This is a genomic window from Rhodococcus sp. M8 (genome assembly GCF_015654185.1).
GTDB classification, from domain to species: domain Bacteria; phylum Actinomycetota; class Actinomycetes; order Mycobacteriales; family Mycobacteriaceae; genus Rhodococcus; species Rhodococcus aetherivorans.
In genome coordinates this window covers 5,380,032-5,400,292 of sequence record NZ_CP064065.1, presented here as the reverse complement: position 1 = coordinate 5,400,292, position 20,261 = coordinate 5,380,032, and the positions used below count along the sequence as shown (strand labels likewise).

Annotated in this window: 15 protein-coding genes; 8 read left to right on the top strand and 7 right to left on the bottom strand. The window is 72.1% G+C overall.

Annotation, left to right across the window (positions count from 1 at the left end; genetic code table 11):
* Window positions 1-104 precede the first annotated feature (104 nt).
* Window positions 105-614 carry a VOC family protein gene (locus tag ISO16_RS24630; protein WP_072634614.1) on the top strand — a complete coding sequence of 170 codons (510 nt, stop codon included), beginning with the start codon at window positions 105-107 and terminating at the stop codon, window positions 612-614.
* Window positions 615-1,595, top strand: coding sequence for a pirin family protein (locus tag ISO16_RS24625; protein WP_072634613.1), 981 nt, complete (start codon window positions 615-617; stop codon window positions 1,593-1,595). It abuts the gene before it with no gap.
* 53 nt (window positions 1,596-1,648) lie between these two features.
* Here the strand turns inward: ISO16_RS24625 and ISO16_RS24620 are convergent, their stop codons facing one another.
* Window positions 1,649-2,707 carry a maleylacetate reductase gene (locus ISO16_RS24620; protein WP_230304431.1) on the bottom strand — a complete coding sequence of 353 codons (1,059 nt, stop codon included), beginning with the start codon at window positions 2,705-2,707 and terminating at the stop codon, window positions 1,649-1,651.
* Between the two features lie 52 nt (window positions 2,708-2,759).
* A complete protein-coding gene (locus tag ISO16_RS24615; protein WP_072634611.1) occupies window positions 2,760-3,590 on the bottom strand; it encodes a TatD family hydrolase in 831 nt (276 codons plus the stop codon).
* 36 nt (window positions 3,591-3,626) lie between these two features.
* Between ISO16_RS24615 and metG the strand changes: the two genes are divergently transcribed.
* From metG to ISO16_RS24590, 5 genes are all read left to right on the top strand, one after another.
* Complete coding sequence (gene metG, locus ISO16_RS24610) at window positions 3,627-5,174, top strand: methionine--tRNA ligase (protein WP_072634610.1); 1,548 nt, start codon at window positions 3,627-3,629, stop codon at window positions 5,172-5,174.
* 42 nt (window positions 5,175-5,216) lie between these two features.
* Complete coding sequence (locus ISO16_RS24605) at window positions 5,217-6,410, top strand: DUF2786 domain-containing protein (protein ID WP_083662445.1); 1,194 nt, start codon at window positions 5,217-5,219, stop codon at window positions 6,408-6,410.
* 91 nt (window positions 6,411-6,501) lie between these two features.
* Window positions 6,502-7,647, top strand: coding sequence for an FAD-dependent oxidoreductase (locus ISO16_RS24600; protein ID WP_230304430.1), 1,146 nt, complete (start codon window positions 6,502-6,504; stop codon window positions 7,645-7,647).
* Window positions 7,644-8,519, top strand: a complete 876-nt coding sequence (locus tag ISO16_RS24595) for an RNA polymerase sigma-70 factor (RefSeq protein ID WP_006944922.1) — start codon at window positions 7,644-7,646, stop codon at window positions 8,517-8,519. The genes ISO16_RS24600 and ISO16_RS24595 overlap by 4 nt, the downstream gene beginning before the upstream one ends.
* Before the next feature lie 50 nt (window positions 8,520-8,569).
* On the top strand, window positions 8,570-9,874 hold the full coding sequence (locus ISO16_RS24590; RefSeq protein WP_072634646.1) for an aminodeoxychorismate synthase component I: 1,305 nt from the start codon (window positions 8,570-8,572) through the stop codon (window positions 9,872-9,874).
* Here ISO16_RS24590 and ISO16_RS24585 read toward each other — a convergent pair.
* From ISO16_RS24585 to rsmI, 3 genes are all read right to left on the bottom strand, one after another.
* Window positions 9,813-13,793: an nSTAND1 domain-containing NTPase gene (locus ISO16_RS24585; RefSeq protein WP_072634609.1), complete on the bottom strand. Its 3,981-nt coding sequence runs from the start codon at window positions 13,791-13,793 to the stop codon at window positions 9,813-9,815. The genes ISO16_RS24590 and ISO16_RS24585 overlap by 62 nt on opposite strands.
* A gap of 386 nt (window positions 13,794-14,179) precedes the next feature.
* Window positions 14,180-15,574 carry an alanine/glycine:cation symporter family protein gene (locus ISO16_RS24580; protein ID WP_072634608.1) on the bottom strand — a complete coding sequence of 465 codons (1,395 nt, stop codon included), beginning with the start codon at window positions 15,572-15,574 and terminating at the stop codon, window positions 14,180-14,182.
* Window positions 15,575-15,607: 33 nt separating this feature from the next.
* Window positions 15,608-16,468 carry a 16S rRNA (cytidine(1402)-2'-O)-methyltransferase gene (gene rsmI, locus ISO16_RS24575; RefSeq protein ID WP_006944930.1) on the bottom strand — a complete coding sequence of 287 codons (861 nt, stop codon included), beginning with the start codon at window positions 16,466-16,468 and terminating at the stop codon, window positions 15,608-15,610.
* A gap of 71 nt (window positions 16,469-16,539) precedes the next feature.
* On the opposite strand from rsmI, the gene ISO16_RS24570 reads away from it, so the two are divergent.
* On the top strand, window positions 16,540-18,048 hold the full coding sequence (locus ISO16_RS24570) for a dolichyl-phosphate-mannose--protein mannosyltransferase (RefSeq protein WP_170914054.1): 1,509 nt from the start codon (window positions 16,540-16,542) through the stop codon (window positions 18,046-18,048).
* On the opposite strand, the gene ISO16_RS24565 is transcribed toward ISO16_RS24570, so the two are convergent.
* Complete coding sequence (locus ISO16_RS24565; protein ID WP_029542063.1) at window positions 17,999-18,559, bottom strand: SAM-dependent methyltransferase; 561 nt, start codon at window positions 18,557-18,559, stop codon at window positions 17,999-18,001. The genes ISO16_RS24570 and ISO16_RS24565 overlap by 50 nt on opposite strands.
* The gene (locus ISO16_RS24560; protein ID WP_139310951.1) at window positions 18,552-20,204 is read right to left on the bottom strand and encodes a BCCT family transporter; all 1,653 of its coding nucleotides are present in this window, start codon (window positions 20,202-20,204) and stop codon (window positions 18,552-18,554) included. Before ISO16_RS24560 ends, ISO16_RS24565 begins: the two co-directional genes overlap by 8 nt.
* Between the last annotated feature and the right edge of the window lie 57 nt (window positions 20,205-20,261).

Below are 20,261 nucleotides of genomic sequence, written 5' to 3'. Positions count from 1 at the left end.
GCCCCAGCTGCCGGAAGGTCGGAGGCCGAAAAGTAGTTGATTAATCAACAATGCGGAGTATGCTCCTCGTCGAAGGGGCAATCACCGGCCGAAGGAGCACTATCGTGGCAATCAGCGTGGAAGAGGAGCGCAGCCGCCGATCCGCGACGCTGCGGGAGGAACTGCGCAGCCGTTACCTCCGGTCGGTCGACGAGCGACCCGCGTCGTCGGCCCGCGGGCTGCACCACACCGCGCTCGTCAGCAGCGACGTCGAACGCACCGTGCGCTTCTACCAGGACGTGCTCGAATTCCCTCTCACCGAACTGATCGAGAACCGTGACTACCCCGGTTCCTCGCACTTCTTCTTCGACATCGGCAACGGAAACCTGCTGGCGTTCTTCGACTTCCCCGGACTCGACGTCGGGCCCTACCGGGAGGTCCTCGGCGGCCTGCACCACATCGCGATCAGCGTCGAGCCCGGCAGGTGGGAACGCCTGCGCACCAAGCTGACCGACGCCGGCGTCGAGCTCGTCGAGCACAGCGAGGTATCGCTGTACTTCCGCGACCCCGACGGCGCCCGCATCGAACTCATCGCCGACCCCCTCGGCGAGATGTACGGAAACAAGGTCCTCTAGATGAGCAACGTCGACGCCGAGCCCACCGAGATCCGCTGCGAAACCGAGCCCGCCCCCACCCGTGTGCAGATCATCACCTCCCGCGAGGTGCCGCTCGGCGGCCCGCGCGCGATGCCGGTCCGCCGCACCCTGCCGCAGCGCGCCCGGTCCCTCATCGGGGCCTGGTGCTTCGCCGACCACTACGGGCCCGACGACGTCGCCGCCACCGGCGGAATGGACGTCGCGCCGCACCCGCACACCGGCCTGCAGACGGTGAGCTGGCTGTTCGCCGGCGAGATCGAGCACCGCGACAGCCTCGGCAAGCACGCGTTCGTCCGCCCCGGCGAACTGAACCTCATGACCGGCGGCCACGGCATCGCCCACTCGGAGGTCTCCACGCCGGCCACGACGGTCCTGCACGGCGTCCAATTGTGGGTGGCCCTGCCCGACGCGCACCGCGGCGCACCCCGCGACTTCCAGCACTATGCCCCCGAACCCGTCCGGATCGAGGGCGCGACCGTGAGCGTGTTCCTCGGCTCCCTCGCCGGGTCCGCGTCGCCCGTGCACACCTTCACCCCGCTGCTCGGCGCCGAGATCACCCTCGACCCGGGCGCGACCGTCGAACTGGCCGTCGATCCCGAGTTCGAGCACGGTCTGCTCGTCGACACCGGCAGCGTCCGCCTCGCCGGCACCGTCCTCGCCCGCTCCGCGCTCGGCTACGTCGGCACCGGAATCCCCACGCTCCCCCTGACCAATCTCACCGACGAACCCGCGCGGGCCGTCCTGCTCGGCGGTACGCCGTTCGGCGAGGAGATCGTCATGTGGTGGAACTTCGTGGGCCGTAGCCACGACGAGATCGTCGCGTTCCGGGACGAGTGGCAGCGCGAGGGGGAACGCTTCGGGCGGGTCGAGGGCTACACCGGGAAGGTGACGCGGCTACCCGCGCCGGCGCTGCCGAACGCGCAGATCCGGCCGCGCCGCAACCCCCCGACCGCCCCCTGAGTGAGCACACACCGAGTGAGCACACACCGAGTGAGCACACACCGCGCGCACCGTCACTCGGGGCGGACTCCGGCATAGGCGTCCCCGAGCAGGCGCCGCACCCCGACCCGGGTCACCTCCCGCGGGTTGGGGTACTGCCGCTCGGTGGCCAGGTGCGCCGCCTCGTCGAGGTCGCCCTCGGGCATCCCCAGTTCGGCCAGCGTCGTCGGGCCGCCCGCCGCCGCCACCAGGTCGAAGACCCCGGCCGGGGCCGTGGGGGTGCCGAGGGCGTCGGCAATGCGGCTCATCACGGTCGGCACCGACGGCGCGTTGAACGCCATCACATGCGGTAGCACCACGGTGTGCGTCGGCGCGTGCGGCAGGTCGAAACTGCCGCCCAGGACATGACACAGCTTGTGGTGCAAGCCCATTCCCACCGCGCTCAGGCACGTGCCGGCCAGCCACGCCGCGAGCAGCAGATCCGAGCGGCCCTCCCGGTCCGCGGCGTCGGCGCCGAGGACCGGCACGCCCCGGGCGATCGCGCGGATGGCCTCGAGCGCCAGCGTGTCGACGATCGGGTTGGCATGCTCGGCGTACAACGCCTCCACGGCATGCGCCATCGCGTTGATCGCACTGGTCACCGCCATCGGGATCGGCATCGACAGGGTGAACTCGACGTCGTAGATGACGGTCTCGGGCAGGATGGCCGGCGACGAGTGCGTGGTCTTCACACCGTCCGCGGTTTCCCCGAGGACGGGAGTGACCTCGGATCCGGCGTAGGTGGTCGGCAGGATCACCTGGTCCACGCCGGTGCGCACCGCGATCGCCTTCGACAGTCCCGTCGTCGACCCCCCGCCCACGGCGACGACGGCATCGATGTCGTGTTCGGAGACCAGGCCCAGCACCTTCTCGGTGACCGCCACCGGCGTGTGCATGACGGCGCCGTCGAACCGGGCGACCTGCAGCCCACCGAGGGCCTTCTCGACGAGTTCCACCTGCGGACGGACGTGCTCACCACCGAGCAGGAGAACCCGGGAGCGGTCGAGGCGGCGCACCTCGTCGGCGACCCGCGCCGCGGTTCCCGGCCCGAACACCACCCGTGACGGCTGAGCGTTGTAGACGAAGCTGTGCATGCCGTCCATTGTCCCGGCCGCACGGGCCGGCCGCCTCGGAACGGCGACACCGTTACGAAAGTCCGTACACCCGTTCGGCGTTCGCGGTGGTCGCGGCGGCCAGCTCGGCCGGGTCCGCGCCGCGCACCTCCGCCAGCGCCCGCACCGTGTACGGCAGGCAGTACGACTCGTTGGGCGCGCCGCGGAACGGATGGGGCGTCAGGAACGGAGCGTCCGTCTCAACCAGTACCTGCTCGAGCGGCACCAGCGGGGCCGCGGCACGCAGCGCCGCGGCGTTCTTGAAACTCACCGTCCCGGAGAAGCTGAGCAGGTAACCGGCGTCGACGCAGGCCCGCGCCATGTCCGCGTCCGACGAGAAGCAGTGGAAGATCACCGTCTCCGGCGCACCCTCGTCGTGCAGCACGCGCAGCAACTCGGCGTCGGCGTCGCGGTTGTGGACCATGAGGGTCTTGCCGAGCCGTTTGGCCAGGTCGATGTGCCAGCGGAAGGCGTCCTCCTGCTCGATCGGGTCGGCGCAGCCGTCGAGCTTGCCGGGCCAGTACAGGTCCAGGCCGGTCTCCCCCACCGCGACCACGCGCGGGTCGGCGGCGAGCTTCTCGATCTCGGCCCGGGTGGCGTCGTCGAGCGCGTTCGCCCGGGTGGGGTGGAGCGCCACGGCGGCGTAGACCCGCTCGTCCCAGTGCGCGGCGTCCACGGCGAAGCGGGCGGCGACGATGTCGTCGGCGACGGTCACGACCCGTCCGACCCCGACCGCGGCCGCCCGGTCGAGGATCGCCGCCACCGACTCGGCGTCGTGCGCGCCGCACGCGTCGAGGTGCGTGTGGGCATCGACGAGAGGCGAGAGCGGCTGCGGAGGCTCGGGCGCGGGGCGGGTTCGGCTCACGGCCCATACACTATCTACCTATAAAGTGGACGCACCATGACTGTTCCTGCCGCCTCCCGCCCGCCGTTCTACCTGACGACCGCGATCGCTTACCCGAACGGCGCCCCGCACATCGGCCACGCCTACGAGTACATCTCCTCGGACGCGATCGCCCGGTTCAAGCGCCTCGACGGCTTCGACGTGTTCTTCCTGACCGGCACCGACGAGCACGGCCTGAAGATGCAGCAGACGGCGGCGAAGGAAGGCCTGGACGTGCGGGACCTCGCGGCCCGCAACTCCGGGGTGTTCGAGGCCATGGACAAGTCGCTGAACATCTCCTTCGACCGGTTCATCCGCACCACGGACGCCGATCACCGCGAGGCGAGCAAGGCTATCTGGCAGCGCATGGCCGACAACGGCGACATCTACCTCGACACCTACTCGGGCTGGTACTCGGTGCGCGACGAGGCGTTCTACGCCGAAGCCGAGACGACGGTGCTCGAGGACGGTACGCGCATCGCCACCGAGTCGGGCACCCCGGTGGAGTGGACGGAGGAGTCGACGTACTTCTTCCGGCTCTCGGCGTATCAGGACAAGCTGCTGAAGCTGTACGAGGAGCGACCGGACTTCATCGCCCCCGCCACCCGGCGCAACGAGATCGTCAGCTTCGTCTCCGGCGGGCTGAAGGATCTGTCGATCTCCCGCACCACCTTCGACTGGGGCGTGCCGGTGCCGGACCACCCCGAGCACGTGATGTACGTGTGGGTGGACGCGCTCACCAACTACCTGACGGGCGCGGGCTTCCCCGACACCGAGGCGGAGTCGTTCCGCCGCTACTGGCCCGCGAACCTGCACATCATCGGCAAGGACATCACCCGGTTCCACACCGTGTACTGGCCGGCGTTCCTGATGTCGGCCGGAATCGAGCTGCCCGAGCGGGTGTTCGTGCACGGCTTCCTGTTCAACAAGGGCGAGAAGATGTCCAAGTCGGTCGGCAACGTCGTCGACCCGCTCGAGATGGTCGAACAGTACGGTCTCGATCCGCTGCGCTTCTTCCTGCTGCGGGAGATCTCCTACGGCCAGGACGGCAGCTACAGCCACGAGGCGATCGTGACCCGCGTCAACGCGGACCTGGCGAACGAACTCGGCAACCTGGCGCAGCGCTCGCTGACGATGGTCGCCAAGAACCTCGACGGCGTGGTGCCGGCCCCCGGCGACTTCACCGAGGACGACCGCGCGCTGCTCGCGCAGGCCGACGCCCTGCTCGAGAAGGTCCGGGCCGAGTTCGACGTGCAGGCACTGCACCTCGCACTGGAGACGATCTGGCACGTGCTCGGCGAGACGAACCGGTACTTCTCCGCGCAGGCACCGTGGGTGCTGCGCAAGACGGACCCGGCCCGGATGGCGACGGTGCTGTACGTGACGCTCGAGGTCGTGCGGATCGTCGGCCTGCTCGTGCAGCCGGTGATGCCCGATTCGGCCGCGAAGATCCTCGACCTGGTGGGCCAGGACCCGCAGGCGCGGCAGTTCGCGGACATCGCCACACGCCTCGCCCCGGGCACCCCGCTGCCGGCCCCGGCCCCGGTGTTCCCGCGGTACGAATAGGCATCCCGCCGCCTGTCGGTGGCCTCGTGCACACTCCCGCGCATGGGGCGAGATAGAACATACTTTCGACAGGCGCCGGCGGGGTCCGGGGCATCCGACGAGGTCTTCCACCTCGGCACCCGGCCACTTCTCGACGAACTGTGCGCCGCCTACGAACGTGGCTGGCAGCCCGCCGACGTGCTGCACGTGACGGCCCGGTCCGGCGACGCCACGGACGTCCCGCTGGCGGCCGCCGCGGTGCTGTACGACGCCCGGCGCAGCCACGCGGCCGACCGGGCGCCCATGGACTGGGTGCAGCAGCTCGGTGTGATCGCGGAGCGCTGTCCCGGTGCCGCGCGGATCGCCGAGCGGGTTCCGCCCGACGCACCGGTGCGCCACCTCGGCGTCGAACTGCTGCGCGAGCTGCCCGGCCTGTCCCGCTTCCAGGTGATGGGGCTGGCATTCGCCTGGAAGTACCTGCCGCGGTTCGCCCCTCTCCTGCCGCCGCCGTCGCAGTGGCCGCCGTTGCGTCCGGTCCCCACAGCCGGCGAATTCCTGTGCCCGGACCCGAGGGTGCTCGCACGGATCCGCGGCCTCCTGGCGAAGGCCGAGTCCACGGACTATCCGGAGGAGGCCGAGACCCTCACCGCCAAGGCGCAGGAACTGATGACCCGGTACGCGATCGGCGCGGCCCTGCTCACCGGCGCCGAGACGGGCGCCGCGCGGGGGCGCCGCGTGCACGTCGACAATCCGTACGCGAAGGAGAAGGTGCTGCTGCTCACCGCGATCGGGAACGCGAACCGCACCCGCACGGTGTGGTTCACCAAGGTCGGGATCGCCACGATCGTCGGCGCCGACGTCGACCTGCAGCAGGTCGAGGTGCTGTTCACGTCGCTGTCGGTGCAGGCGAGCCGGGCCGTGCGCGCGGCCGGGACCGGGGGCCGCACCGGCGGCGCGGCGACGGCGTTCCGTCGCGCCTTCCTGGCGGGGTTCGCATACCGGATCGGCGAACGGCTGCGGCAGGCCGACGTGCGCGCCACCGCGGCCGCCGCGGCCGACGCGAGCATGGCCGTCACGCAGCTCGCCCCGTTGCTGGCCCGTCGCTCCGAGGCCGTGGACTCGGAGTTCCGCCGGTTGTTCCCGACGACCCGGTCGACGCGCACACGCAGCGTCGACGCCGAGGGGTGGTTCGCGGGCCGGGACGCGGCCGAGTCGGCCTTCCTCACCCCCGGTTCCCGTAGCGGGCCGGCCGTGTGAGCACTGCCACGCCGCACCCTGTCACATTCGCGGGCCGGCCGGTGTCCCATGCACGACCGCGAAATCGTCGACAGCAGAAGGGGTGGTCAGGATGGCAACCGACGTGGTGGTGCTCGGGGCCGGGTACGCGGGCGTGATGGCAGCGAACCGCATGCTCGCCGCGCATCCGGAGGTATCGGTGACGGTCGTCAACCCGCGACCGGTGTTCGTCGAGAGGGTGCGGCTGCACCAGCTCGCGGCCGGATCCGGTGCGGCCGCGCACGACCTCGCCGAGGTGCTGCACCCGGCGGCGGTCGTGCACCTCGGCACCGCGGTGCAGATCGGTGCGGATCGGGTGCTGCTCGCCGACGGGACGGCGCTGCCGTTCGACGTGGCGATCTACGCCGTCGGCAGCGGCGCCGGCGTGCCCGCGATCCCGGGCGCCGACCGGCTGCACTCGCCGGCCGAGTTCGAACGCGCCATGGACACCGCCGCCGCGCTCGACGGGCTCGGCGCCGGTGCCGGCGTGGTGGTCGTCGGCGGCGGGCTCACCGGCGTCGAATCGGCCGCCGAGATCGCCGAGGCGCATCCCCACCTGACCTGCACCCTCGTCGGGGACCCCGTCGCGCACCTGCCCGGCGCCACCCGGCGGTTCGTCGCCGCACGGCTGCGACGGCTCGGTGTCCGGGTGCGGCCGGGCCGGGTCGTCGCGGTCACCGGGCGGGAGGTGCTGCTCGCCGACGGCGAAGCGGTGCCCGCGGAACTCACGATCTGGGCGGGCGGCTTCACGGTGCCCGACCTGGCCCGGCGGAGCGGGTTGCCGGTCGACGGGACCGGTCGGCTCCGGGTCGACGCCACCCTGCGGAGCACGGGCGCAGCGAACGTCGTGGGGGTGGGCGACGCCGTGACCGTCGACGGCCAGGATCACATCCGGATGAGCTGCCAGGCGGCGCTGCCGCTCGGCGCGCACGGCGCCGACACGGCATGGGCGCTGCTGGCGGGCCTGGAGCCGCAGCCGCTGTCGCTCGGTTTCGTGGCGCAGTGCATCTCGCTGGGCCGGGCCTCCGGCGTCGTGCAGCGCACCCGCCCGGACGACACGGCCCGCGGCGGCGCCCTGCGCGGTACGTTGGGCGCATTCGGCAAGGAGATGGTGGTGCGCGGAACGGTGTGGACGCTGCGCCGGCAGGCACGGGGGCACGGCTATCCCTTCCCGAAGGGACCGGCCGCTGCGCACGATCCGATCGCGGCGCCGCGATGACGCACGACGAGCTGTTCACCCGGCACCGCGGCCTGCTGTTCGGCATCGCGTACGAGATCACCGGCAGCGTCGCCGACAGCGAGGACATCCTGCAGGACAGCTACCTGCGGTGGGCCGAGGTGGACCTCGACGAGGTCGCCAACCCCCGGGCGTATCTGAGCCGCGTGGTCACCCGGCAGGCACTGAACGCGCTGCGCACCGCGCAGCGTCGCCGGGAGGACTACGTCGGGCCGTGGCTGCCCGAGCCGGTACGCACGGCGCCGGATGCCGCCGAGGACGTCCTGCTCGCGGAGTCGGTGTCGATGGCGATGATGCTGGTGCTCGAGACACTCGGCCCGCTCGAACGGGCGGTGTTCGTGCTGCGCGAGGTGTTCGGATTCGACCACGCCCAGATCGCGGCGGCGGTCGGCAGGCCGGAGGCGACGGTGCGGCAGATCGCCCACCGCGCCCGAAGCCACGTGCACGCGCGGCGCAAGCGGTACACGGCGTCCGGCGCGGAGACCCGCCGGGTGGTCGAGGAACTGCTCGCCGCCGCCGGCACCGGCGACGTGGAGGCGCTGATGAAGGTGCTGTCCCCGGAGGTGGTCTACGTCGCCGACGGCGGGGGCAAGGCGACGGCCGCACGGGTTCCGGTGTCCGGGGCGAAGAAGGTCGCGCGGCTGTTGCGGAACCTGGGGCGCAGGCCCCTGCCCGACATGCGCTTCGAATTCGCGTCGTTCAACGGTCTGCCCGCGCTGGCGGTGTACTCGGCCGAGCGGCTCGATCTCGTGATGATGATCGAGACGGACGCGGGCCTGGTCACGGGCCTGTATGTGGTGCGGAACCCGGACAAGCTCGGCGCGGCGGACAGGGTGATGCCGCCGGTCCACTGAACGCCCGGTGTGATTCGGCCCGTTCCGGCATCCCGTGGGAGGCTGTGCTCATGCGGATGGAACGGCTCGGCGCCGGGGGTGGCCCGGCGCAGGTGCTGCGGGTGCTGGGCGCCCGCGCCGAGGCGGCGGGAGCGCCCCCGCCGGCCGCACTGACCGGCACGTGGTTCGGCGCGGCGGCGGTCCTCGCGCCCCACGTCGAGGCCGTCGCCACCCCGCCTTCCGACGCGTTCGTCCTGCGCGAGGGCCCGTCCCTGCGCACCCGCGACGACGGGCCGGTCGTCGGCGGGGGGTGGATCGGCTACCTGGCGTACCCGGACCGAGCCCCCGCCCACCCGGCGTTGCCTCGCGCGGCCGGGGGGTGGGCGGACACCGTGCTGCGGCTCGACCACGACGGCTGCTGGTGGTACGAGAGCCTCACCGACGCGCCGTGCCCGGCCGGGCTCGCCGCCGCCGTCCGCGAGGCGCCCGAGGCCTCCGGTCGGGCGCCGTGGCGTATCGACTGGGCCGCGCCGGACCGCGGCGCCCATCGCCGCGGCGTGCGGCAGTGCCTCGACGCGATCCGGGCCGGCGAGGTCTATCAGGCGTGCGTGTGCACTCGCTTCACCGGCGCCTGGTCGGGCAGCCCGCTGCACTTCTTCGCCGACGGGATCGAGCGCACCGCGCCGGCCCGGGCCGCCTACGTCGCAGGCGGGTGGGGGGCGGTCGCGTCGCTGTCGCCGGAGTTGTTCCTCGCCCGCCACGACGACCGGGTGACGTCGAGCCCGATCAAGGGCACGCTCCCGATCGGCGCGGATCCGGCCCGGCTGCGCGCGTCCGTCAAGGACGTCGCGGAGAACGTGATGATCGTGGACCTCGTGCGCAACGACCTCGGACGCGTGGCCGAGACCGGAACCGTCACCGTGCCGGATCTGCTCGGGGTGCATCCGGCCCCCGGAGTCTGGCACCTGGTGTCCACCGTCGCGGCCACGCTGCGAGCCGGTGTGGACACCGCGCGGTTGCTCGGGGCCGCGTTCCCGCCTGCCTCGGTGACCGGCTGTCCCAAGCTCCGGGCGCGGGAGTTCCTGCGGGTCTGGGAGCCGCAGCCGCGGGGCGTGTACTGCGGCACCGTGGGCATGGCCAGCCCGCTCGCCGGGCTGGAGCTCAACGTGGCGATCCGCACCGTCGAGTTCGGCGGCGGGGACGCGGGCACGCCGGGGTCGTGTGGTCTCGGCGTCGGCGGTGGCATCACCATCGATTCCGATCCGGACGCCGAATGGCAGGAGTGCCTCGACAAGGCCGCCAGCATCCTGGCGCTCAGCCCCCGCACACCGTCCGGCCGGCCACCGGCAAATCGGACTGCGGCAGCGATGCGGTGATCCGGCCCGTCGTCGCCGCGCAGATCCGCGCGATGATCGACTCGACGTCCAAGCCCCACGTGCGCACCATCCCGTCGCCACCCGCCGCGATCACGGCGTTGCTGCCCGGCAGGAAGCCCACCTGCCACCGGCCGACGCCGACGTCGGTGATCGGGCCGCCCACCGGGTGCATGTCCTCCGGGTCGCCGACGTGCCACAGGCGCACCGTGCCGTCGTCGCTGCCGCTGACCACCTCGTGGCCGTTCGGCGTCACCGACACCGAATAGACGGTGCCGGTGTGCCCGCGCAGCGCCTCGGGGCGGACGGTGAACGACCCGTCGGGTCCGCGGTCCCACACGCGGACCGTGTGGTCGTCGCCGCCGGTGGCGAGGACGTTGCCGTCGGCGCTGAACGCGAGGGCGTTGACGCCGGTGGCATGGCCGTCCGACACCGGCACCGGGACCGGGGCCGCGGGATCGGCGACGTTCCAGGCGTAGAGCGAGCCGTCCGCGCTCGCCACCACCAGGTGCCGGCCGTCCGGCGCGAACGCCGCCGCCCGGATCAGGTTGGTGGGGCCCCCGAGCGGGGCGCCCCACGGCGCCGGACGCGCCGGATCCGACACGTCCCACAGCACGAGGGAGTGGTCGTCGTCTCCCGTGACGAGGGTGGTGCCGTCGGGACCGAATGCGAGTTCGGACGTGAACCGGGTCTCGGTGACGATCGGGTTCGCCCAGAGCCGCGGAACGGTGGGGTCCCGGACGTCCCACAGGTGGATCTCGCCGTCCGTCGTCGAGGCCGTGGCCAGTGTGCTGGCGGAGGGAGACAGGGCGGTCGTCACCGCACCCCCCAGCGGTCGCGGGCGGTTCACGGCACCGAGCGGTGACCAGCGCCCGTCGGAGCCGATCCGCCACAGCGGCACGGTGGCGTTGTAGCCCCCGGTCGCGACGAGCGAGCCGGTGCGGTCGATCGCCGGGAGGGTCAGGGCGGAATCCGCGACCGGGACGCGTCCGCGCGGCAGCGTCCAGACCCGGATGGTGCCGTCGTGACCGCCGGTGACCAGCGCGGCACCGTCGGGGGTGAACGCGAGCGCCGGGACGCCGCCGCCGTTGCCGGCGAGGGCCGGCCGCATCTCGTCGACCGCTCGCGTCGCCGGGTCGATCGACCACAGCTTCGCGGTCCCGTCCCACGACGCGCTCGCCAGGGTGCGGCCGTCGGGCGCGAACGCCACGGTCCACACCCCACCGGTGTGCGCCTGCACGGGCGGGCCGGCCGGCCGTACCGCCCCGGGCTCGGCGGTGTCGAACAGCGTGAGGACGCCGTCGTCGCTGCTGACCGCGAGGGTCCGGCCGTCGGGGGCGAACGCGACGGAATGCGCCACGTCGCGGAAACCGGTCAGCGGCTCGCCGAGCGGCGCGGCGGCCTGGTCGGTCAGGTCCCACAACCGCACCGAGCGATCGTCGCTCGACGTGGCCAGCACGGTGCCGCCGGGGTGGAACGCCACGGTCCGCACGGCCGCCCCGTGCGCGGGCAGGACGGTGCGGGGAAATCCCCGCGTCCGGGGTTCGCTCGTGTCGACGAGCACCACCGACCCGTTGTCGTACGGCACGGCGAGCAACCGGCCGTCCGGGCTGAACCGCACGTTGTGGATGACCTCCGGCACGAGCACCTCGGCGGTGAGCAGGGCGACCGGCCGGTCGCGATCCGTGACGTCCCAGATCCACACCGCGCCCGTCGCCCCACCCGCCGCGAGCAGGGTGCCGTCCGGGCTGAACGAAACCGATGCCAGATACTCGGGCTCGCCCGACACCAGCGCTCCGAGCGGCCGCGGGGCGGTCCGGTCCGACAGGTCCCACAAGCGAACGCTGCCGTCGTCGCTGGCCGAGGCGAGGGTCGTGCCGTCCGGCGCGATCGCCACCCCGTAGACGGGACCGCTGTGGCCTTCGAGAGGCAGCGCCAGCGGCATCTGCTCGGTCGCGACGAGCCGCGAGTACGCGACCTCGCTGTTCGGCTTCAGCTGCCACGCCGCGAGCGCCAGCTGGGCCGCGGTCGACGGGTCCTTCTCGCGCATGGAGTCGGCGAGCGCGACGACCTGCTGGAACTGGGCGGCACTGCGCTCGGCCTCCGCGCGGTTCTTGCCGGCCCAGGCCAGCGTCCCCATCACCACCGCGACGATCGTGGACAGCACGAGGGCGGCGATCGCGCCGTTGCGGATGCGGGTCCGCCGGCGGATCTGCCGCCGCGATTCCCGGAGGAAGTCCACCGCGGTCGGGCTCAGCGCGGCCTCGACGCCGACGGGCCGCGTCCGCCCCCCGTGGTTCCCGGCCTCGTGCTCGGCCACGAGGTCCATCCGGCCGCGCTGGTAGAGCAGGTCCGCGTGCCGGCGTCCCGCGACCCACCCGGCGGCGTCCGCCTCGATCTGCTGGCACAGCGCCGCGTACGAGCGGTCCGCCTGGATCCAGGACTTCAAGCGCGGCCAGGCGTCGATCACGGCGTCGTGCAGCAGCTCGACGCTGCCGGCGTCGACGACGAGGACGCGAGCGGTGACGAAGTGGTCGACCACCCGGCGCCCCGCGTCGACGTCGTCTCCGGCGACGGCGAGCAACCGGTCCAGCGGACGCCGGATCTTCACGTCGGTGCCGGTGTCGGTCACATAGACCAGGTGCACGAGCATCGCGCGAGCGAGGCGGCGGCCACGGTCGTCGAGCTCCTCCCACGCGCGTTCCGCGCTGGCGGCGATCGATCCGCGCACCCCGCCGGTGGCACCGTAGCCGGCCACGGTCAGGTGGCCGCCACGCCGGCGTTCCCACAGGGTGTCGAGCAGGTGGGACAGCAGCGGCAGCTCCGCCCCGCCGACGTCGTCGGCGGTCAGCACGCCGAGGTCGTGCAGGATCAGCTCCACCAGCCCCGGCTCGAACCGCAGGCCGAGCAGCCGCGCCGGTGCGGAGATCACCTCCACCAGATCGTCGCGGGTCAGGGGCTGGACCGTCTTGCTGTGCCGCTCCAGCGCCCGCGCCAGCACGGGATACGTCACGGCCCGGTCGTAGAAGTCCGACCGCAGCGTGGCCACCACCGCGATCGGGGTGTCGCCGTCGCCCACGGTCGCGGCCCGCTCGAGGAGCGCCAGGAACGCCGAGCGTTCGGCCGGGTCCTCGCAGTGGGTGAACAGCTCCTCGATCTGGTCGACGACGATCAGCAGGCCCGAGCTGCCCTGACGGCCGGCGGCGGCGCGCAGCCGCGCGACGGCGGTGGGCTCGTCCGCGTCCGAGATGTCGGCGAGTTCGGGTATGCACTCGACGAGCTGCGCCACGGGGTGCCGCCCCGGAGTCAGGACCACCGGCCGCCAGCGGCCGTCGCGGCACAGTTCCGGGATGAGGCCGGCCTGCACGAGCGAGGACTTGCCGACGCCGGAGGCGCCGGTCACCACGACGATGCCGTGCCCGTGGGCGGCGACGACGGTCTCGACGAGCTCGCGCACACTCCGGCTCCGGCCGAAGAACAGCTGCGCGTCGCGCTCGCGGTACGCCTCGAGTCCCCGGTAGGGCCGCACACCGGTGGGCGGCGTCGCGGCGGGCGCCTCGGACGTCTCCGCCCGGGCCCGCCCGGCTGGTCCCCGGGCGAGTTCCCACCACCGTTCCCACTGCTTTATCGAGTAGAGGCCGGGTGCCGGCGGCTGGGCGTGCAGGGCCCGGGCGGCGCGGATCAGGACGACCAGGACCGGACGGATCGCCTCGAAGGTGGCGGGCACCCGGGCGCCGGATCGCCAGTCGCTGAGCCGCTGCACCGACACGGTGCGATCGCTGCCCACGGCGCGGGCGACGGCCGCCGCCTCGGAGGAGACCTTCTTGAGTGCGGGACGCCCCGCCGCCGCGAACAGAATCCGGAGCTGGTCGGCGAACACCTGCCGCGGCTCAGCCTCGGTTCGCTCGTCCGCCGGTTCCATCTCCCGCATCCTCCCTGCTCCGCACCCCTCGAGAGCCCGGATCGTCCGCTGCGGAAAAACTCCTCACCAGCCCTGACCTGGGATGATATCGCGAGCGGCACGCGAACCGGTTGGTCGCCCCGGATATACCCGACAGAGTTGTTCCCGAGCGGGAAGACCCCGCGACGCGCTGCACCTCCGCACCGGCCGGAACCCGACGAGGGGTGGTTCCGCCCGAGGCGGAGGGAAGGCAGCGCGCGACCCGAACCGAGGGATCGTGTACAAGCTCGTCGACCGGATCGTCAACGGCGTTCCGCCCACGTTGGTCGCGGCCCTGATCGTGGCCGTCGCCGTGTTGCTGATCGTCGCGCTCTCCTCGGCCGCGCCGTAGCGACGGCCGGCCGCGCCTACCGGGCCGGCGTGCTGCTGCCCCTCTCGCCGAGCAGGTACGGATCGCGGGCGAGGTACTCCTTCGTCTCGCGGGCGATGAGACCCGAGAGGACGAGCAGGCCCACCAGGTTGGGCAGTGCCATCAGCCCGTTCATCACATCGGAGAAGTTCCACACCACCTCGAGCTCGGTGGTGGCGCCGACGTAGACGACGAGCACGAAGATCGCCCGGTACGGGAGGACGCCGCCCCGGCCGACGAGGCGTTCGACGCAGCGGTCGCCGTAGTACGACCACCCGAGGATCGTCGAGAAGGCGAAGAACACCACGGAGATCGTGACGATCCAGCTGCCCCAGTCGCCGCCGAGGCCGTCCGAGAAGGCGAGCGAGGTCATCGCCGCGCCCTGCTCGCCGGACTTCCAGGCGCCGGTGGTGATGATGACCATGCCCGTGAAGGTCACGACGATGATCGTGTCGATGAACGTCTGGGTCATCGACACGAGGCCCTGCCGCACCGGATGGGTGGTCTGCGCCGCGGCGGCGGCGATTGCGGCGCTGCCCATGCCGGACTCGTTGGAGAAGATGCCGCGGGCCACGCCGTAGCGCAGGGCGATCATGAACACCGAGCCGATGAAGCCGCCGGTCGCGGCGGTTCCGGTGAATGCGTCGGAGAACACCAGGGCGAACGCCTGCGGAATGTCGGTGATGTTGACCGCGAGGACGATGATCCCGGCGCCGACGTACAGCAGGATCATCGCGGGCACGAACCCGGCGGTGACCTTGCCGATGGACTTGATGCCGCCGAGCAGCACCGCGGCGGCGAGCACGGTCATGACGATGCCGGACAACCAGGTGGGCACCCCGAAGGTGGAGTCCATCTGGGTGGCGACGGTGTTGGCCTGCGTCATGTTGCCGATGCCGAAGCTGGCGAGCACGGCGAACACCGCGAACATCACGCTCAGCGCCAGGCCGAACTTGTTGGGGATGGCGCGGGCCAGGTAGTACTGCGGGCCGCCGGACTGCTCGCCCTTGGCGTCGGTGACGCGGTACTTGACGCCGAGGAACGCCTCCGAGTACTTGCTGGCCATGCCGACGAGACCGGTGACCCACATCCAGAACAGGGCACCCGGGCCGCCGAAGTAGATGGCAGTGGCGACACCGGCGATGTTGCCGACGCCCACGGTGGCGGCCAGCGCGGTCGTCAGCGCCTGGTACTGGGAGATGTCACCCTCGGTGGCGTCGGGGTCCTTGCGAATGATCAGCCCGAGCCGCAGGGCCGGCCACAGCTTGCGGAACTGCACGCCCCGCAGCCGCACCGTCAGGATCACGCCGGTGCCCAGCAGCAGCGGTATGAGCAAGTACGGCCCCCACACCACCGACGCGACCTCGACGAGGAATTCGTTCACCGACTCCATCCGTACCTCCTGCTGCGCGGTAAGGGGCAGAGTCTACGACGACGGCTCGTCCTGCCGCGCGGCCAGCACCGCGTCGTACAGCTCGCGTTTGGACACCCCGGACGTCGCCACCTGCGCGCACGCGTCCTTCAGCCGCACCCCGTCCGACACCAGCCGTTCCACCTCGTCGACCAGCTCGGCCGGCTCCGCGATCTGCGCCGACGCGCCCTCGAGCACGACGGTGATCTCGCCGCGCGCCCCGTCGGCCGCCCACCGCGCCAGCTCGGCGAGCGTGCCGCGACGCACCTCCTCGTAGGTCTTGGTCAGCTCCCGGCACACCGCGGCGCGCCGCTGCCCGCCGAGCACGTCGACGGCGTCGGCGAGGCACGCGGCGAGGCGATGCGGGGCCTCGAAGAACACCACCGCGCGCGGCTCGGCGGCGAGCGTCTGCAGCCAGGCGCGACGGGCGCCGGCCTTGCGCGGTGGGAAGCCTTCGAAGCAGAACCGCTCGACCGGCAGCGCGGACAGCGCGAGTGCGGTGGTCACCGCGGACGGGCCGGGCAGGCACGTGACGGGCAGCCCGGCCGCGACGCACGCCGACACCAGGCGGTAGCCGGGGTCGCTGACGGACGGCATGCCGGCGTCGGTGACCAGCAGCACCGTCTTGCCGGCCTCGACGTCGGCGACCAACGCAGGCGTCCGGGCGGCCTCCACCTGGTCGTAGAAGCTGACCACCCGTCCGGTGACGGTGACCCCCAGCGCGGCGGCGAGCGCCCTGGTACGACGGGTGTCCTCGGCCGCGACGACGTCGGCGCTGCCGAGCGCGTCGCGGAGCCGTTTCGAGGCGTCGCCGATGTCGCCCATGGGGGTGGCGGCGAGCACGAGCCGGCCCTGTCCCGGATTGTCTGCCTGCATGCGTCTCAGCCTACGATCGGGGCGTGACCGTGACGGACGAGCGCCCTGCCGTGGCATCGGACCGCCGCCGGATGAACAGCCCGGGCCCGACGGTGCCCGCACCGGATTTCGGTCCGGTCGACCGCGGCCGGGGCTGGGTGGTGACGCTGTTCGTCACCGCGATCGCGGCGATCACCCGGTTCACGATGCTGCACTACCCCACCGACGCGAAGACGCCGGTGTTCGACGAGAAGCACTACGCCCCGCAGGGCTGGCAGGTGCTCACCGGCGGCGGGATCGAGGACAACCCCGGGTACGGCCTCGTCGTGCACCCGCCCGTGGGCAAGCAGCTCATCGCGCTCGGCGAGGCGCTGTTCGGTTACAACGGGTGGGGGTGGCGGTTCTCCGCCGCCGTCGCCGGGACGCTGCTGGTCCTGCTGGTGGTGCGGATCGTGCGGCGGCTGACCCGCTCGACCCTGCTCGGCGGCCTGGCGGGGATCCTGCTGATCGCCGACGGCGTCACGTTCGTCTCGTCGCGCCTCGGGATGCTGGACATCTTCCTGGCGCTGTTCGCGGTCGCCGCGTTCGGGTGCCTGATCGTCGACCGGGACGAGATGCGGGAACGCATGGCGCGCGTGCACGCCGAGGGACGCATCGCCGACACGGTGTGGGGTCCCCGGCTGGGCGTGCGGTGGTGGCGGTTCGGGGCCGGCGTGCTGCTGGGTCTGGCGGTGGGCACCAAGTGGTCGGGGCTGTATCTGATCGCCTTCTTCGGGCTGATGTCGGTGGCGTTCGACGTCGCCGCCCGCCGGGCCTACGGCGTGCAACGGCCGTGGCTCGGCACCGGGCTGCGCGACGTCGGTCCGGCGCTGTACGCGCTGGTGGTGGTGCCGCTCGGGGTGTACCTGGCGACGTTCTGGGCGTGGTTCGCCGGCGAGACCGGGGTGTACCGGCACGCGGTGGGTCGTCAGATCGGCACGGACGGGGCGTTCGCATTCGTGCCGGACGCCCTGCGGTCGCTGTGGTATTACAGCGCCTCCGTGCTCGAGTTCCACTCGGGGCTGACGAACTCGGCCGGCAACCTGCATCCCTGGGAGTCCAAGCCGTGGACGTGGCCGATGGGGTTGCGCCCGATGCTGTACTACTTCGCCGACGGCGAGCAGATCCGTGGGTGCGGCGGCGAGCAGTGCGTCAAGGCGGTCATGCTGGTGGGCACCCCGGCGATGTGGTGGCTGGCGCTGCCGATGCTCGCGTGGGGTGGGTGGCAGCTGCTGGTGCGGCGGGACTGGCGGTGGGCCGCGGTGCTCACCGGTTACACGGCGACGTTGCTGCCGTGGTTCGCGACGCTCGACCGGCAGATGTACTACTTCTACGCGGTCCCGCTCGCGCCCTTCCTGGTCATGGGGCTGGCGCTGGTGCTCGGCGACGTCCTCGGCTCGCCGCGGGCCTCGGCCGAGCGACGCTCGACCGGCCTGCTGGTCGTGTGCCTCTACGTCGGCCTGGTGGTGGCGAACTTCGTGTGGCTGTGGCCGATCCTCACCGCGGCGCCGATCACCGTGGAGACGTGGCAGCAGCAGCTGTGGCTGCCGAGCTGGCGGTGACGTCCGGCGGCGCGGCCCGCACGCCGACGGTCCGCTCGCGCTCGACGATGTCGACGATCGCGTAGCCGCAGCGCGAGAGCAGCGCGCTGATCCGCATGGACACCGGTCCGAGGGCGAGACCGGGCGGCGGTTCGTCGAACACCCACAACTCGCCGGCGGGTCGCAGCAGCGATGCGACGGCCGTCGGCGCGGCCGGGTCCTCGCTGCGGAAACCGGGGACGTTGACGGCGAAGACCAGGTCGAACGATCCCGGCAGGTCGACGCCGGGGAATTCGCCGACGCGCAGTTCGGCGAGCCCGGCGTCGACTCCGTCCCGGTTGCGGCGACGAGCCCGATCGATCTGCGTGGCCGAGCGGTCCACCCCGACGACCCGGCCGCGGCGGCGCAGCCGCTCGCACACGAGCGCGACGGCGACACCCCCACCGCAGCCGATCTCGAGCACGTCGCTGCCCGGCTGCGGGTCCATGGCCTCGACCGCGAACGCGATCCGCGCCGGCACGGCACTACTCATTCGACGTCCGTTCTTCTCCGCGCCGCGCCGGGGACCGGTACTCGGCGCGGCGCAGCAACCGCCGACCGCGTGGGGACACCAGTGGGTCCCGCGACAGGTCCCGGTACAAGGACACGCACAGACCCACCATGACGAGCACGAACGGCGCCGCCGCGATGATCGTCATGGTCTGCAAGGCGGTGAGGGCATCGGCACCGCCCGTCCACAGGAGCAGGGCGGCGACGCCGCCGGTGAGCACGCCCCAGAACACCACGACCCGACGGTGCGGGGAGAGTGTGCCGCGCTGGGACAGGGTGCCCATCACGATCGATGCGGCGTCAGCCCCCGAGACGAAGAAGATGGCCACGAGCACCATCACGACGGCGGCCGAAATCGTGAACAGCGGCAGATTGTCGAGCATGCCGAACAACTGCGCCTCGGTCGTGCCGACGTCGGCCAGGCCGAGGCCGTCGCGCTGCTCGCCGATGGCCGCACCACCGAACACCGCGAACCACACCAGGCTCACCGTGCTGGGAACGACGATGACCCCTACGACGAACTGGCGGACCGTGCGGCCACGGCTGATGCGGGCCAGGAACATCCCGACGAACGGCGTCCACGAGATCCACCATGCCCAGTAGAAGACGGTCCACGCGGAGAGCCACTCGGCGACCTCGGGGCTCGACGCCGCGGTACGAGCAGACATGCGGGCCAGATCGGCGGCATAGGCGCCGAGAGTGGTGGGTACGAGATTCAGGATCAGCACGGTGGGACCGACCACGAAGACGAACGCGGCGAGCGCGAGCGCGAGCACCATGTTGATGTTGGACAGCCACTGGATGCCACGAGCCACACCGGACACCGCGGAGGCGACGAAGGCTGCTGTGAGCAGCGCGATGATCGCCACGAGCAGCAGCACCCCCGTCTCCTCGAGCCAACCGGTCACCGCGAAGCCGGACCCGATCTGCAGGGCCCCGAGGCCGAGCGAGGCAGCAGTGCCGAACAGCGTCGCGAACAGGGCGAGGATGTCGATGACCTTCCCGGCGGGTCCCTCGGCGCGGCGGCCGAGCAGCGGCAGGAAGGCCGAACTGATCAGCTGCTTACGCCCCTTGCGGTAGGTGCCGTAGGCGATGGCCAGACCCACCACGGCATAGATCGACCACGGGTGCAGGCTCCAGTGGAACATCGTCGTCGCCATCGCCGGTCCCACGCCCCCGGCTGTGCCCGGCGGCGGGGTCACGAAATGGGCCAGGGGCTCGGCGACACCGAAGAACATCAGGCCGATGCCCATACCGGCGCTGAACATCATGGCAATCCAGCTGACGGTGCGGAACTCCGGCACCTCGTCGTCCTTGCCGAGCGGGATCCGTCCGAACCGGCTCAGGGCCAGCCAGATCGAGAAGACCACGAAACCCGACGCGGTGAGCACGAACAGCCACCCCAGGTTGACCACCAGCCAGTCCAGTACCGCCCCCGTCACGGCGGCGAAATTGTCCGGTGCGAGCAGCCCCCAGACGACGATCGACACCACGATCAGGGCCGTCGGGACGAACACGGCCGGATCGATCACCGGTGCGGTCCGTCGGCGCAGCCCTCCCGGGCGAACCGAAACGAGCCGGCCACGCTGAGCGTCGTGCGGATCCGTCGGTTCGTCCGAAAGGCCCATGATGTAAACCTCGTCCACTTCCCTGCGGAGCGCAACCGTCACCGCTCCGGCGGGAAG